The sequence below is a fragment of the Parasphingomonas zepuensis genome, assembly GCF_036663735.1.
Classification (GTDB): domain Bacteria; phylum Pseudomonadota; class Alphaproteobacteria; order Sphingomonadales; family Sphingomonadaceae; genus Sphingomonas.
In genome coordinates this window covers 452,849-467,443 of record NZ_JAXOJO010000003.1, presented here as the reverse complement: position 1 = coordinate 467,443, position 14,595 = coordinate 452,849, and the positions used below count along the sequence as shown (strand labels likewise).

The following is a 14,595-nucleotide window of genomic DNA, read 5'->3' as shown; positions in this document are numbered from 1 at the left end:
TCCGCACCGTCGCCGAGACGGGGTCGACCAACGCGGACATGCTGATGCTTGCCGGGGCCGGGGCAAGCGAGGGGCTTTGGCTCCGCGCCGAGCGCCAGACTGGCGGCCGCGGGCGGCAGGGCAGGGCCTGGTCCTCGCCCGAAGGCAATCTCTACGCCTCGACTCTGGTGCGGCTGCGGCCCGGCGATCCCCAAGCGGCCACGCTAGCCCTAGTGACTGCCGTGGCGCTCGAGGAAGTCGTCCGGGCATACCTTCCCTCGTTCCCCCGCGAACGCGGGCCCCCAGAGTCGCGAAGCGCATCGTCCGTGGCTCTGGACCCCCGCCTCCGCGGGGGAACTGCAGGTGTTCTGCAGATCAAATGGCCCAACGATCTGCTGCTGGACGGCGCAAAGCTCTCCGGCATCCTGCTGGAACGCGCTGGAGACGCCGTGGTGATCGGCATCGGCGTCAACCTCGCCCATCATCCCACCGACCTCGACCGCGCCGTCACCAGCCTCGCGGCGCACGGCGGCGCCCCGGATCCGGCCGACTTCCTCGAAACCCTTGCTGACGCCTTTACCCGTTGGCTCGGCATCTGGCGCGGCGAAAGCCTCGCGCCGGTCCGCGCCCGCTGGCTCGATCGCGCGCATCCCGTCGGCACCGCGCTCACCGCGCGCCTGCCCGACGGCAGCGCGATCGATGGCCTATTCCAGGGCCTCGACGATGCGGGCGCGCTCATCCTGCGCTTGGCGGATGGGACGACCCGTGTCATTCACGCCGCCGACGTCTTCCTGATCTGAGGCCGAACCAGATGCTGCTCGCAATCGATGCCGGCAATACCAACGTGGTCTTCGCGCTCGTCGAGCCCGGCTCGGGGTCGGAGGCGCGCACGATCAAGGCGCGCTGGCGGATCGCGACCGATCCCCGGCGCACCGCCGACGAATATGCCGTGTGGCTCAGCCAGCTGCTCAGCCTCGAAGGCTATGATCGCAGTGCCGTCACCGGCGTGATCATCGCCACCGTCGTGCCCCGCGCGCTGCACAATCTGCAGACGCTGGCGCGCAAATATTTCGGCGGAGAACCGCTCATCGCGGGCGAGGGCCCGGCCGGATGGGGCATGCAGCTCGATGTCGAGGAGCCGCATGCGGTCGGCGCCGATCGTGCCGTCACCATGATCGCGGCGCACGCGCTTCACCCCGGCGATCTGATCACGATCGATTTCGGCACGGCGACCACCTTCGATTTCTCGGACTTCAACGGCGCGTACAAGGGCGGCATCATCGCGCCCGGCATCAACCTGTCGCTCGACGCGCTGGTCACTGCCGCGGCCAAGCTGCCGCGCATCGCGATCGAGGCGCCGGCCAACACCAGCGTGATCGGGCGCGACACGGTCAGCCAGATGCATATCGGCATCTATTGGGGCTATATCGCGATGATCGAGGGGCTGGTCGCGCGGATGAAGGCCGAGGTCGGCCGTCCGGTAAAGGTGATCGCCACGGGCGGGCTCGCCACTCTTTTCGAGAAACAGACCGACGTTTTCGACGTGATCGAGCCCGACCTGACCATTCAGGGGCTGGCGATGTTGTGGGATCGCGCCCATATAGGGGCCTGATGTGCGATCCCGGCAAGGGATCCCGTGGCGGTACCGCCATCCCCATCGCGACATTATTCAGCGCTGACCGCGCACCCAGTACGTCCCCGCAGTCGCGCGGACTCCACGACAAGAAAGAACAAAAACTAAGTGACTCCCAATAAAGAACTCCTCTTCCTGGCCCTTGGTGGGTCGGGGGAGATCGGCATGAACGTCAATCTCTACGGCAGCCATGGCAAATGGCTGATGGTCGATTGCGGCATTACCTTTGCCGATCCGCAATATCCGGGCATCGACGTGATCCTGCCCGATCTCGCCTTCATCGAGGAACAGCTCGACAATCTCGTCGGCATCGTCCTGACGCACGGGCATGAGGATCATATCGGCGCGCTGCCGTACCTCGCCGAGGATCTCGGCGTGCCGCTCTACGCCACGCCCTTCACCGCCGGCCTGATCCGCGGCAAGCTGGAGGAGGAAGGTAATGCCGACCGGGTCCGGCTGAACGTCGTCCGCCCGGGCGATCAGGTGAAGGTCGGCCCGTTCGGCGTAACCTTCGTCCCGCTGTCGCACTCGATCCCCGAAGCCAATGCGCTGCTGATCGACACGCCTTATGGCCGCGTGTTCCACACCGGCGACTGGAAGCTCGATGCGGCGCCCGTGCTCGGCGCGCCGACCAGCCCCGAGGCGCTCGAAGCGATCGGTGACGAGGGCGTGCTCGCGCTCGTCTGCGATTCGACCAATGTGTTCAATGCCGAGCCTTCCGGCTCGGAAGCTGACGTGCGCGTCGGCCTGGCCGAGGTGATCGCCAAGGCCAAGGGCCGCGTGCTCGTCACCACCTTCGCCTCCAACGCGGCGCGGCTCCACACGCTCGGCCAGGTCGCCAAGGAAACGGGGCGCAAGCTCTGCGTCGCCGGCCGCTCGCTCGATCGCATCCTGAAGGTCGCGCGCGCCACCGGCTATCTCAAGGATTTCCCGGAAACGGTCGATCCCGATGCAGCGATGCGCCTGCCGCGCAACAAGCTCCTGATCGTCGCGACCGGCGGCCAGGGCGAGGAACGCGCGGCGCTCGGGCGCGTCGCCGCCCGCTCGCATCCGATCAGCCTCGATGCCGGCGACACCGTCGTCTTCTCGTCCAAGCAGATTCCGGGCAACGAGGTCGCGATCGGCCGCATCCAGAACCAGCTCGCCGCGATGGGCGTCGAGATGATCACGGAGCGCCAGGCGCATGTCCATGTCTCCGGCCATCCGGGCCGGCCCGAACTGGCGGCGATGTATCGCTGGATCCGCCCCGAGATTCTCATGCCGGTGCACGGTGAGATGCGGCATCTGATGGAGCAGGCCCGCTTCGGCCTGTCGGAGGGCATTCCGCGGGCGCTGGTGCAGACCAATGGCGATATCGTTCGCCTCGCCCCGGGCGCGCCGGAAAAGCTGGGCCATGCCCAGGTCGGCCGGCTGGTTCTCGACGGCGACGTGATCCTGCCCGGAGACGGCGCGACGATCAACGAACGCCGCAAGCTCGCTCTGTTCGGTCAGATCTCGGTGGCCGTGGCGATCGATCGCGGCGGCAAGCTGATCGGCCAGCCTCAGGTCCGCCTGCAGGGCATCCCGGTCGAGGAGGATCGCGATCCTTTCGTCGAAGAAGCGGTCGGCGCTGTCTTTCAAGCCGTGAAGAAAGGCGGCCGCGATCGCGATCGGCTGCGCGAGGATATCCGCCTCGCCGCCCGCCGCGTCGCGACGCGCTGGACCGGCAAGAAACCCATCGTCGATGTGCTGCTGATCGAGGCCTGACACGATGCGCTGGCCCTCGCTCCTCGCGATCTATTTCCTGTTCTGGGCCTTTTCCGTCTTCCTGGTCCTGCCCTTCGGGGTACGGACTTCGGAAGAGGCCGGGGTCGAGCGGGTCCCGGGCCAGGCCGAAAGCGCGCCGCACGAATTCCGCCCGTGGCGCACTGCGCTACGGGTGACGGTCGTCGCGACGATCTGTTTCGGGATCTTCCTGCTGAACTATCATTACGGCTGGGTCACGCCGAAGACGCTCGACTTCTACCATCTGTCGAACCAAGCGGCAGGCTGACCAAAAAAAAAGCCCTCTCCTTCGGGAGAGGAAAATCGCATCCGGCGCGGCGTGTGGGATACGAAAACCCTGAAAAGGATTCGCGCAGAGGCGCGAAGGTGTTGAGCTGCGGAACGAACCGCGCATCGCGGAGACGATATCCATATCTCTGCGCCTCTGCGCGAACCCGCTCTTCCTTGCAGATCAGAAACAGGGCGTCATAGACATGTGTGACGCCCTGCCTTCACGGGAGGGGCTTAAAAAAGCTTAAACCTCCTCGTCGGCTGCCTTGCTCTGCAGCTGGACGTAATTCTCCATGCCCATGCGCTCGATCATCTCGAACTGGCGCTCCAGCGTGTCGACATGCTCTTCCTCGCTGTCGAGGATGCGGCGGAACAGGTCGCGGCTGATATAGTCGCGCACCTTCTCCGAATGTTCGATCGCGTCGCGCAGCAGCGGCAACGCTTCCATCTCCAGCGCCAGATCGGCCTTGAGCACTTCCTCGACCGTCTCGCCGATGCGCAGCCGCCCGAGCAGCTGGAAATTGGGCAGGCCGTCGAGAAACAGGATGCGTTCCGCCAGCCAGTCGGCATGCTTCATCTCGTCGATCGATTCGTGCCGCTCGAACGCCGCGAGCCTGCGCACGCCCCAATGGTCGTAGAGCCGGTAGTGCAGCCAATATTGATTGATCGCGGTCAACTCGTTCTTGAGCGCCTCGTTCAGGTAATCGATGACCTTGGGGTCGCCCTTCATGTCGCGTCTCCGTTGTGCGCCGCCAATCTAGCGCAGAACGGCCCGGCATAACAGGCGAAAAATGGCGGAAATCCGTGGGTTTAAGGCAGTGCGAACGCTACGCAGCCGCACGTTCCTCGTCGATAATGGCTCGCGCGAACGGAACGCACTGGCCGCACTTCGGCTGGCGCCCGAGCGACCGATAGGCTTGGCAGGCGCTTTTCGCGCCGCCCCGTGCCGCCTCGCGTACATCCTGTTCCCGAATCGCATTACAGATACAGACGACCATGGGTGCTCCCTCGCGTTAGCTCTGATCTAGGGCTATTGCGAAACAGTCGCAAGCGCTTTTGCGGATCACTCGCAAGGTAACAGCGGATCGCAAACCGACGCACGGTTATGGCGTTCTGAGGCTCTTCCGAATCACCAGCTTGAGTCCGGACCAGGTCTCGTCGACCGCGCAGACCTTGATATCGACCAGCCCCGTGGGCAGCGCTACGTCGCGCACGACATTCTCGGTAATGTCGGTCTCGGTCTTCGCGGCCTTTTTCGGCCAGGACACCCAGACGAAACCGGCGGGCGCCAACAGATCGCGCAATGCGGTCACTTCGCGGGCAAGGTCGGCGCGGCGGGTGACGAAGATATGCGCGGCCTCGATCCCGGCCGAGGGCGCCGTCTGCAGCGACAGCCCGAGGCGATCCGCGTCGATCTCGGCGCGAACGGTGTCCGGCATGTCCAGGAACCAGGCGCGCATACCGGGCTTCAGGCCAAGCTTCTGCGCGAGCGGCGTTCCGGAATATCCTGCCGTCATGGGCGATCCCTCGTCGCCGCCCCCGTCGGGCGGTGATTGGCGCGATCTATACGCTCGAGTCTCTGTCCTGCGAAAGCCCGGACAAAGGAGGCTAGACGATCGTGTCGCCCATCAGCGTCGGGAAAAAGCCTTCATGCGCGGCGCGCAGCTCGGCCAGCGTCACCACATGATCGTCGTCGTGCAGTTCGAAGATCAGCCGCCCGGCAATGGTGCGGCCGATGCGCTCCATCTCGATCCCGGCGGCACCGGCGCCGGCCAGCGTATCGAGCAGCAGGTGATCGGCGACGGTCGCGACATACAGGCCCTGGTCCTCGCCGAACAGCGAGCAGGCCACGCCACAGGGCAGGGGGGCATGCAGCATCGCGCCGATGCCGCCCGCCAGCGCCATCTCCGCGATGGTGACGGCAACCCCACCGTCCGACACGTCATGCACCGCGGTCAGCGCGCCGGAGGCGATGTGCGCGCGCACGAATTCGCCGTTGCGGCGCTCGGCGGCCAGATCGACCGGCGGCGGCGGGCCTTCCTCGCGGCCATGTACTTCGCGTAGCCACAGCGACTGGCCGAGATGGCCGCGGCGCGTCCCGATCAGCACGATGACGTCGCCGGTGCCCTTGAAGGCGATCGTCGCCGATTTCGACCAGTCGTCGAGCAGCCCGACGCCGCCGATCGCCGGCGTCGGCAGGATCGCCGATCCGGTACCGTCGTCGTTCTTGGTCTCGTTGTAGAGCGACACGTTGCCGCTCACGATCGGGAAGTCGAGCGCGCTGCACGCTTCGGCCATGCCCTCGATGCAGCCGACGAACTGGCCCATGATCTCGGGCCGCTGCGGGTTGCCGAAATTCATGCAGTCGGTCGTGGCCAGCGGCTTCGCGCCGACCGCGCTGAGGTTGCGATAGGCCTCGGCGATCGCCTGCTTGCCGCCTTCATAAGGGTCCGCGAAGCAATAACGCGGCGTGCAATCGGTGGTGATCGCCAGGCCCTTGTTGGTGCCATGGACCCGCACGACCGCTGCGTCGCCGCCGGGGCGCTGAACCGTATCGGCGCCCACCATGTGGTCATATTGTTCCCAGATCCAGCGCCGGCTGGCGATGTCGGGCGATGCCATCAGCTTCAGCAGGTCGGCGGCGATATCCTTCGTCTCGGGCAGGTCGGTCAGCGCGGCCGGGGGCGGGGTCTTCACCCAGGGCCGGTCATAGGCCGGCGCATCGTCGGCGAGCGCGCCGAGCGGGATGTCGGCGACTGTCTCGCCCTGCCAGGTCAGCACCATCCGGCCCCCATCCGGACCGGCTTCGGTGACATGCCCGATCACCGCGAAATCCAGCTCCCATTTGTGGAAGATCGCTTCGGCGAAATCCTCGCGCCCGGGCTTGAGCACCATCAGCATCCGCTCCTGGCTCTCGCTCAGCATCATCTCGTACGGCGTCATGCCGGTCTCGCGGCACGGCACTGCATCCATGTCGAGTTCGATGCCCACGCCGCCCTTGGACGCCATTTCGACCGAGGAGGAGGTGAGGCCGGCCGCGCCCATGTCCTGGATCGCGACGATCGCATCGGATGCCATCAGCTCGAGGCACGCCTCGATCAGCAATTTCTCGGTGAACGGATCGCCGACCTGCACCGTCGGGCGCTTCTCCTCCGAATCCTCGGAGAAATCGGCCGAGGCCATGGTTGCGCCGTGAATGCCGTCGCGACCTGTCTTGGAGCCGACATAGACGATCGAATTGCCGACGCCGGAGGCCGCCGAATAGAAGATCTTGTTCGTCTCGGCGACGCCCACCGTCATCGCGTTGACCAGGATGTTGCCGTCATAGGCGCGGTGGAAATTCACTTCGCCGCCGACGGTCGGCACGCCCACGCAATTGCCGTATCCGCCGATGCCATGGACGACGCCCGCGATCAGGTGGCGCATCTTGGGATGATCGGGCCGGCCGAAGCGCAGCGCGTTGAGATTCGCCACCGGCCGCGCGCCCATGGTGAACACGTCGCGCAATATGCCGCCGACGCCCGTCGCTGCGCCCTGATAGGGCTCGATATAGGACGGGTGGTTGTGGCTCTCCATCTTGAAGATCGCGGCCTGGCCGTCGCCGATATCGATGACGCCTGCATTCTCGCCCGGGCCGCAGATCACTTGCGGACCGGTGGTCGGCAGCTTCTTCAGATGGATGCGGCTGGATTTGTACGAGCAATGCTCGGACCACATCACCGAAAAGATGCCGAGCTCGGTCAGGTTTGGCTCGCGCCCCATGGCGTGCAGCACACGCTCATATTCTTCGGGGGAAAGCCCGTGCTGGGCGACGATCTCGGGGGTGATCTGGCTCATGCCCGCGGGCTTTAGCGAGGCATGGCGGCAGCGGCTAGGGGTGCCGTCGCCGGATCGTCATGCAGAGCCCGTTTCACCTGCCCTGCGCGGCCTTTCGGTGCCGATGCCGCCCGGCTGCGCGTCGAGCAGAGACGCCGCGTCGCTCGCCGCCGGCGGCATCGCCGATCCCCACACTACCACCCGGTCGCGCCCCTCGAGCTTGGCGGCATAGAGCGCCTGGTCGGCGAGCCGATAGAGATGCTGGAAATCCGTCGGCGCGTGAGTCTCCGCCACGCCGATGCTTGCCGTGACGGCCTGAGCGCCGGTCGTTGCGCCATGATCGCATTTCGCGATGCCGCGCCGCACGCTGTCTGCAAAGCGTTCCAGCGCGAACCCCTCGATGCCGGCGATCAGCAGCGCGAACTCCTCGCCGCCCATCCGCGCGACCGCGCACATCGGGCCTTCCCACCGTTCGAGCCGCTGGGCGATGGTGCGCAACACTATGTCGCCCGCCTCATGGCCATGGGCATCGTTGACGGACTTGAAGCGGTCGATATCGATCAGCAGCAAAGCGGCCGGCACCCCTTCGGCGCGGGCTTGGTCAAGCATCGGCCCGCTGGTCTCGATGAAACCGCGCCGGTTGCGCAATCCGGTGAGGGGATCGCGCCGCGCCAGCTCGCTCGCCCGCGCTTCAGCCGCCCGTGCCATGTCGCGCTCGATGCGCAGCCGGGCGAGCCGCCTGGTCGCGACGATCGAGAGCCACAGCGTCTGCCAGGCGGCTGCGAACAGCACCAGCAGCTTGGAGCCGCCGCCCCAGAAGCCGTCTTCGATATTGACCAGCTGGATGATCGCCAGCGTCGCCATGGGCAGCGCCCACGCCCCGGAAAAATCGCGGGCCTCTGCATTGCCGCGCCGCCAGGCCCGGGTCAGGCAGGCGGCGACCGCGAACAGGTCGGCGAGAATCAGCGCGCTCGCGACAGCGTCGAGCGGCTCGATCGCCGCGCTGCGCAGCACGGCGAGCGGCACGCCGATCAGGCCGACGGCGCAGCCGAGCGCCAGCGTTGTCCATCGCGCCCAGCGGGGCACTGCGTCGTTGCCGAGCGCAGTCACCGCGCTGGCTGTCGCGATGGTCACCGCGAGGCACGCCAGGAACGTGCAGAACTGCGCCGAGCTCGTGCCGGCCGCGCCCGGGAAGACGAGCAAATGGAGCTGCGACCAGACGAGTCCCCACAGCAACATGCATCCCGCCCAGGCACCCTGCCAGGCCAGGAACTGGCGGCGCACGGCAAGCGCAAGCGACAAATTGTAGATCACGCCGATCAGCAGCAGCGTCAGTGCCGCACCGATCGCGGCGGCCAGCGCGGCCGATTGCACGCTGCTCTCGTCGCGCGCGATCAGGCGGGCGCGCAGCAGATTGTGGCTGGCGAGCTTGTCGAACCGCAGCGTCATGGCGACCAGGGGAGCCCCGCGCACGGGCGCCTCGAACGCGATCTGCCCGCCCGCGCGCCAATGCGATCCGTAAGCCCCGCTACGGACCTGTTGCCGCTCGATCGTGCCGTCCGCATAGGAAAAGGTCACCGCGAGCCGGTCGAAACGGGAATGGTGGATCATCAGGACCATGTCCCTGCGATCGACCGGCAGGCGCGTCAGATCGGTGCGCAGCCACAGGCTGGCCTGCTGATACCCGGCCGGCGCCCCGCTGCAGCTGAAAGGCAGCGCGGGCAGTGTGTCGTCGGGCTGCTGCAATCCCGTCACGGCGTGGCAGAGCGTGCTGTTCAGGTGCAGCGTTTCCGCCCCGGCCGCGACCGGGCAGCACGCTGCGATCACGCCGATAAGGGCGATCAACATGCGCATCAGGAAAGTCGGGTATGAACGCCCGTTTACCATCATGCCGCCCATTATGACCAAATAGGGTGTGGAAAGTCTTACCGTTCGAATATCGCCGCGTCTTAAATGTCCGTCATTGCGTCCAAATGCACCTCGTGGCGCCAGCTTCGATAGCAGCTTTACGGTTTCATTCGAACGTCGTTAGACATTGCGCGAAGACGAACCGGAATGAGGAGTCGGAATGAGCGACAGCGAGCCCCGGCCGATCAATCCGCCCTTCATGCTTGGGCTGATAGCCGTGCCGATCGTGTTCGTGTGGTTCTTGCTGTTGCCCGGCTATGCCAGAAGCACGCGAATGGCGGCATTTGCGTATGCCTTCACTTTTCCTGCGCTCGCGTTGTTGGTGGGGCTGTGCACCGCGCTTTCGCAGATATAGAATTAGGCGGCGCTTTCGATCAGCCTGCCGAGTTTAGTCCTAAAGGATCTCCCGCACCTTTTCCGGCGGCCGGCCTAGGCGCACGCCCTTCTCGGTCTCCACCAGCGGGCGTTCGGTCAGGATCGGGTCGACGATCATCGCGTCGAGGATCGCATCGCCATCGGCATATTTCAGTCCGCGCGCTGCGTCCTCGGCCATGCGCAGGCCCTGGCGGGGCGTCATGCCCGCGCGCTCGTACAGCGCCGCCAGCTTGGCGCGCGTCGGCGGCGTCTTGAGATATTCGATCACTTCGATCTCGATGTCTGGCGTGCCTTGCAGGATAGCGAGCGTCTCGCGCGATTTGGAGCAGCGGGGATTGTGCCAGATCGTCGCCTTCATGCCTTCACCTCTCGAGTCCGCGCCACCCACCAGGCAAGCACCGCGAGCAGCACATAGGCGGCGAGTCCGGAGATTGCGAGCGATGGTGGCGGCGGATCGATCACGGCGCTGGGCGGCGGCTCGAACCAGTTGACGGCCTGTGTCACGGCCATCGCCGCTGCCAGCAGGGCGACGGGTAACCAAGACCGGGCGCGGATCGCGCGGGTCCGGACGAGGAAGAAGCCAAGCCCGCCAAAGGCCAGGATCAGTTCCAGCGGAATCTCGATCGCGGGCCAGTTCCACAGGCCCAGCCCCAGCGGCGGCGGGCCGCCCGCGAGGGTCAGGTCGGGGCGATGGACCAGCAGGTCGATCAGCCAGTGCGACAGCACCACCGCGCCGCCGATCAGCGCGGCCGTCGCGCTGCGCCGCCACAGCCAGATCAGCCCCGCGAACCCGGCTGCCCAGCCGAGCGCGCCAATAAGGCTGTGCGTCCAGGGCATGTCGTACAGGTCCATCGCATTCATCGCGGTGATGTCCGGGACCAGCCGCATATGCTCGATGCCGAGCAGCACGAAGGAGAAGAAGCCGAGATCGATCAGCTGTGCCGCCACGAACAACGTGCCGAGCCGCGGTGCCCGGGGCGATGCCGCGGCGACGAACGCCACGCTGTAATGGCCGATGAACATGCGGGCTCTCCCCGCCGCCCTATACCAGTTCCGGCATTTGCGGGGAACGGCGAGTGACCGCCCGTTCCGGCATCCTCCGCGTAGCGGGCGGCGGACTCGCGGCGATCTGCCCCTTCGAAAAGATATGGACACCCAGTGTCCCATATCTCCCTCAACGATCGGTCGAAGACCCTTCGCCGGTGCTCGATTCAACGCGGCAACGCGAACCGCCAGCTATTCCTCTTGCCGGGCCAGCCATTCCTCGAGCCACTTGATGGTGTAGTTCCCCTCCTGAAAATCGGGGGCCTCGATCAGCGCCTGGTGCAGCGGGATGGTCGTCTTCATCCCCTCGATCACGAATTCCTCCAGCGCGCGCCGCAGCCGGCGGATCGCGCCCTGGCGGGTCGTGCCGTACACGATCAGCTTGGCGATCATGCTGTCGTAATAAGGCGGCACGCGATATCCGGCATAAAGCCCGCTATCGACGCGCACGTTCATGCCGCCCGGCGCGTGATATTGCTTCACCAGCCCCGGCGAGGGCGCAAAAGTCCGCGGGTCCTCGGCATTGATGCGGCATTCGATCGCATGGCCGCGGAACACCACGTCCTGCTGGCGCAGGGTCAGCGGATGGCCCTCGGCGATGCGGATCTGCTCGCGCACCAGGTCCAGGCCAGTGATCATCTCGGTCACCGGATGCTCCACCTGCAGCCGGGTGTTCATCTCGATGAAGTAGAATTCGCCGTCTTCCCACAGGAACTCGATCGTGCCTGCGCCGCGATAGCTCATATCGGCCATCGCGCGGGCGACGATCCCGCCCATCCGCTCGCGGTCGGCCGGGCCGAGCACGGGGGAGGGGGCCTCCTCCAGCACCTTCTGGTGGCGGCGCTGCAGCGAACAGTCGCGCTCGCCGAGATGGATCGCATTGCCCTGGCCGTCGCCGAACACCTGGAATTCGATGTGGCGCGGATTGCCGAGATACTTTTCCATGTACACAGTCGCGTCGCCGAACGCTGCCTTGGCCTCGCTGCCGGCCTGCATCATCAGCGTTTCGAGCTGATCCTCGGATGCGCACACCTTCATGCCGCGTCCACCGCCGCCCGATGCCGCCTTGATGATCACCGGATAGCCGATTCGCCGTGCGATCTCCTTGGCCTCGCCCAGGTCGCTGATCGCCCCGTCCGATCCGGGGACGAGCGGCAGGCCGAGTGCGCCCGCGGTACGCTTGGCCTCCACCTTGTCGCCCATGGTGACGATGTGCTCCGGCTTGGGCCCGACGAAGATGATGCCGTGCGCTTCGACGATCTCGGCGAAGCGGGCATTCTCGCTCAGGAAACCATAGCCGGGATGGATCGCATCGGCATGGCTGATCTCTGCCGCCGAGATGATGTTGGCGACGTTGAGATAGCTCTCGGTGGCGGACGGCGGGCCGATGCAGATCGCCTCGTCGGCGAGCCGGACATGCATCGCATCGGCGTCGGCGGTGGAATGCACCGCGACCGTCTTGATGCCCATCTCATGGCACGCACGATGGATGCGCAGCGCTATTTCGCCGCGATTGGCGATCAGGAGCTTCTTGATTTCAGCCATTATGACTTACTCGACGACCACGAGCGGCTGGTCGAATTCGACCGGCTGGCCGCTCTCGACCAGGATCGCGCGGACGGTGCCGGCGCTCGGCGCGAGGATCGGGTTCATCACTTTCATCGCTTCGACGATCAACAGTGTATCGCCTGCGGCGACCTGCTTGCCGACACCGACAAAGGGCGTGGCGCCCGGCTCCGGCGCGAGATAGACGGTGCCGACCATCGGCGATTTGACCGCATTGGCACTCGGCGCGGGCGCGGCGACTTCAACCGGCGCGGCAGCCGCGACGGGCGCTGCAGCCGGGGCCGACGCATATTGCACCGCTGGCGCCGCCGCGGCGGCCTTGCGAGCGATTCGAATGCGACGCCCGCCGTCCTCGACCTCGATCTCGGTCAGCTGGGTTTCGTCGAGCATCTGCGCGAGCTGGCGGACCAGCTCGACGTCGATCCGCATCGGATCGGAATTACTATCTTCGGCCATGCGACCCCTGTTCTCCCTTATTGGGCCAAAAAACCCCATTTAACGGGGCGTCCTGTCAGAGACGGGCGGCGGCTTCAAGCGCAAGCAGGTACGAAAGCGCGCCGAAGCCGGCGATGGTTCCCCGTGCGGCACGACCAACCCAGCTGACGTGCCGGAAGTCCTCGCGCTTGTGGGGGTTGGAAAGATGCACCTCGATCACTGGCGTCCTGATCGATTTGATCGCGTCGTGAATCGCGATCGAGGTGTGAGTGAAGGCAGCGGCGTTGAGGATCACTGCCTTTGCACCGGTCGCCTGCGCCTCGTGCAGCCAGTCGACGAGGTGGCCCTCGTGATTCGACTGACGCACGTCGACCTTGAGGTCGAGCTCCCGCGCACGGTCCTCGAGCTGCCCGGCGATATCGTCGAGCGTGTCGCTGCCATAGATTTCGGGCTCCCGCAGCCCGAGCAGATTCATGTTCGGGCCGTTCAGGACATAGATGGTATCGGCCAAGCGGGAGCCTTTCGGTTGCGGGCAGGTGCGCGTGCTTCCTATATGAGCCGGGGTTGGCGATCAAATGCGTCCTCAGCCCGTTCGCCCTGAGCTTGTCGAAGGGCTGTTCTTTCTTCGAAGCGAAGGGCAGGGCTTCGACAAGCTCAGCCCGTACGGAAAAATGAGGTCATCTTGCACAGCGACGGTACAATCTCGATCCGCGTCAACGGCGAACATCGCCGCGTCGCCGCCGGCCTCACCCTCGCGCAGCTCGCCGCCGATCTCGGCCTCGTGCCGGAAAAGGTCGCGGTCGAGCGTAATCTCGAGGTCGTCCCGCGCTCGACCCTCGGCCAAGTGATGGTCGAGGATGGCGACGAGCTCGAGATCGTGCATTTCGTCGGTGGTGGGGATGTCGCGTCGGCGCTCGACAGCTGGACGGTAGCCGGCCGCACCTTCCGCTCGCGACTGATCGTCGGCACCGGCAAGTACAAGGATTTTGCGCAGAACGCTGCCGCGCTCGAGGCGTCAGGTGCCGAGATCGTCACGGTCGCGGTGCGTCGGGTCAACGTATCGGATCGCAACGCGCCAATGCTGACCGACTTCATCGACCCGAAAAAGGTCACCTATCTTCCCAACACTGCGGGCTGCTTCGACGCCGAATCCGCGATCCGCACGCTGCGCCTGGCGCGCGAGGCGGGCGGCTGGGATCTGGTCAAGCTCGAGGTGCTGGGCGAGGCGAAGACGCTCTATCCCGACATGGTCGAGACGCTCCGGGCGACCGAGATCCTCGCCAAGGAGGGTTTCCTGCCGATGGTCTATTGCGTCGATGATCCGATCGCGGCGAAGCGGCTGGAAAATGTCGGCGCCGTCGCGATCATGCCGCTCGGCGCGCCGATCGGCTCGGGCCTCGGCATCCAGAACAAGGTGACGATCCGCCTGATCGTCGAGGGCGCGGGTGTGCCCGTGCTGGTCGATGCGGGCGTCGGGACTGCATCCGATGCGGCGGCGGCGATGGAGCTTGGCTGTGACGGCGTGCTGATGAACACCGCGATCGCCGAGGCGAAGGATCCGATCATGATGGCCGCCGCGATGAAAGCGGGAGTCGAGGCCGGGCGCCTCGCTTATCTCGCCGGCCGCATGGGCAAGCGCATGTATGCCGATCCGTCCAGTCCGCTGGCCGGGCTGATCTGACGCAGTTCGCGCTTTTTTGGTGTGTTCCGAAGCAGATGCGCGATGAGCTGCTGGAACCGCCGGCCTGATCGACCGTTCTTTACGCGGGAGTGGCAGGCGCCGGCCTCCGGCGCGCACGATGATC

The 14,595-nt window shown here is 65.9% G+C and carries 16 protein-coding genes; 6 read left to right on the top strand and 10 right to left on the bottom strand.

Going from position 1 to position 14,595, the window contains the following annotated elements; all coding sequences use genetic code 11:
* Nucleotides 1-38 precede the first annotated feature (38 nt).
* The 4 genes from U1769_RS13550 to U1769_RS13535 all read left to right on the top strand — a co-directional run bounded on the left by U1769_RS13550 (nucleotide 39) and on the right by U1769_RS13535 (nucleotide 3,644).
* A complete protein-coding gene (locus U1769_RS13550; protein ID WP_332717584.1) occupies nucleotides 39-779 on the top strand; it encodes a biotin--[acetyl-CoA-carboxylase] ligase in 741 nt (246 codons plus the stop codon).
* Between the two features lie 11 nt (nucleotides 780-790).
* The gene (locus tag U1769_RS13545; protein ID WP_332716806.1) at nucleotides 791-1,591 is read left to right on the top strand and encodes a type III pantothenate kinase; all 801 of its coding nucleotides are present in this window, start codon (nucleotides 791-793) and stop codon (nucleotides 1,589-1,591) included.
* 129 nt (nucleotides 1,592-1,720) lie between these two features.
* Complete coding sequence (locus tag U1769_RS13540) at nucleotides 1,721-3,358, top strand: ribonuclease J (RefSeq protein WP_332716804.1); 1,638 nt, start codon at nucleotides 1,721-1,723, stop codon at nucleotides 3,356-3,358.
* 4 nt (nucleotides 3,359-3,362) lie between these two features.
* Nucleotides 3,363-3,644 (top strand): DUF1467 family protein, encoded by a 282-nt coding sequence (locus U1769_RS13535; RefSeq protein ID WP_332716801.1) that lies wholly within the window; start codon nucleotides 3,363-3,365, stop codon nucleotides 3,642-3,644.
* A 246-nt stretch (nucleotides 3,645-3,890) separates the two neighbouring features.
* On the opposite strand, the gene bfr is transcribed toward U1769_RS13535, so the two are convergent.
* The 5 genes from bfr to U1769_RS13510 all read right to left on the bottom strand — a co-directional run bounded on the left by bfr (nucleotide 3,891) and on the right by U1769_RS13510 (nucleotide 9,310).
* Nucleotides 3,891-4,376 (bottom strand): bacterioferritin, encoded by a 486-nt coding sequence (gene bfr, locus U1769_RS13530; RefSeq protein ID WP_332716798.1) that lies wholly within the window; start codon nucleotides 4,374-4,376, stop codon nucleotides 3,891-3,893.
* A 97-nt stretch (nucleotides 4,377-4,473) separates the two neighbouring features.
* The gene (locus U1769_RS13525; RefSeq protein WP_299913704.1) at nucleotides 4,474-4,644 is read right to left on the bottom strand and encodes a (2Fe-2S)-binding protein; all 171 of its coding nucleotides are present in this window, start codon (nucleotides 4,642-4,644) and stop codon (nucleotides 4,474-4,476) included.
* Between the two features lie 105 nt (nucleotides 4,645-4,749).
* A complete protein-coding gene (locus U1769_RS13520) occupies nucleotides 4,750-5,163 on the bottom strand; it encodes a DUF3052 family protein (protein ID WP_332716793.1) in 414 nt (137 codons plus the stop codon).
* A 91-nt stretch (nucleotides 5,164-5,254) separates the two neighbouring features.
* Nucleotides 5,255-7,483: a phosphoribosylformylglycinamidine synthase subunit PurL gene (gene purL, locus U1769_RS13515; protein ID WP_332716791.1), complete on the bottom strand. Its 2,229-nt coding sequence runs from the start codon at nucleotides 7,481-7,483 to the stop codon at nucleotides 5,255-5,257.
* A gap of 57 nt (nucleotides 7,484-7,540) precedes the next feature.
* Nucleotides 7,541-9,310: a GGDEF domain-containing protein gene (locus U1769_RS13510; RefSeq protein WP_332716789.1), complete on the bottom strand. Its 1,770-nt coding sequence runs from the start codon at nucleotides 9,308-9,310 to the stop codon at nucleotides 7,541-7,543.
* A gap of 220 nt (nucleotides 9,311-9,530) precedes the next feature.
* Here U1769_RS13510 and U1769_RS13505 point away from each other — a divergent pair, with 220 nt between their 5' ends.
* The gene (locus tag U1769_RS13505) at nucleotides 9,531-9,725 is read left to right on the top strand and encodes a hypothetical protein (protein WP_332716787.1); all 195 of its coding nucleotides are present in this window, start codon (nucleotides 9,531-9,533) and stop codon (nucleotides 9,723-9,725) included.
* 39 nt (nucleotides 9,726-9,764) lie between these two features.
* Here U1769_RS13505 and U1769_RS13500 read toward each other — a convergent pair whose 3' ends face one another.
* From U1769_RS13500 to aroQ, 5 genes are all read right to left on the bottom strand, one after another.
* On the bottom strand, nucleotides 9,765-10,103 hold the full coding sequence (locus tag U1769_RS13500) for an arsenate reductase family protein (protein ID WP_332716785.1): 339 nt from the start codon (nucleotides 10,101-10,103) through the stop codon (nucleotides 9,765-9,767).
* Nucleotides 10,100-10,768 carry a hypothetical protein gene (locus U1769_RS13495; RefSeq protein WP_332716782.1) on the bottom strand — a complete coding sequence of 223 codons (669 nt, stop codon included), beginning with the start codon at nucleotides 10,766-10,768 and terminating at the stop codon, nucleotides 10,100-10,102. The genes U1769_RS13500 and U1769_RS13495 overlap by 4 nt, the downstream gene beginning before the upstream one ends.
* Nucleotides 10,769-10,981: 213 nt before the next feature.
* Complete coding sequence (gene accC / locus U1769_RS13490; protein ID WP_332716780.1) at nucleotides 10,982-12,334, bottom strand: acetyl-CoA carboxylase biotin carboxylase subunit; 1,353 nt, start codon at nucleotides 12,332-12,334, stop codon at nucleotides 10,982-10,984.
* A 6-nt stretch (nucleotides 12,335-12,340) separates the two neighbouring features.
* The gene (gene accB, locus U1769_RS13485; RefSeq protein WP_332716778.1) at nucleotides 12,341-12,811 is read right to left on the bottom strand and encodes an acetyl-CoA carboxylase biotin carboxyl carrier protein; all 471 of its coding nucleotides are present in this window, start codon (nucleotides 12,809-12,811) and stop codon (nucleotides 12,341-12,343) included.
* Nucleotides 12,812-12,866: 55 nt separating this feature from the next.
* Nucleotides 12,867-13,301, bottom strand: a complete 435-nt coding sequence (aroQ, locus tag U1769_RS13480; RefSeq protein WP_332716776.1) for a type II 3-dehydroquinate dehydratase — start codon at nucleotides 13,299-13,301, stop codon at nucleotides 12,867-12,869.
* 171 nt (nucleotides 13,302-13,472) lie between these two features.
* Between aroQ and thiS the strand changes: the two genes are divergently transcribed.
* Nucleotides 13,473-14,471 (top strand): sulfur carrier protein ThiS, encoded by a 999-nt coding sequence (gene thiS, locus U1769_RS13475; RefSeq protein ID WP_332716772.1) that lies wholly within the window; start codon nucleotides 13,473-13,475, stop codon nucleotides 14,469-14,471.
* Nucleotides 14,472-14,595: the final 124 nt, after the last annotated feature.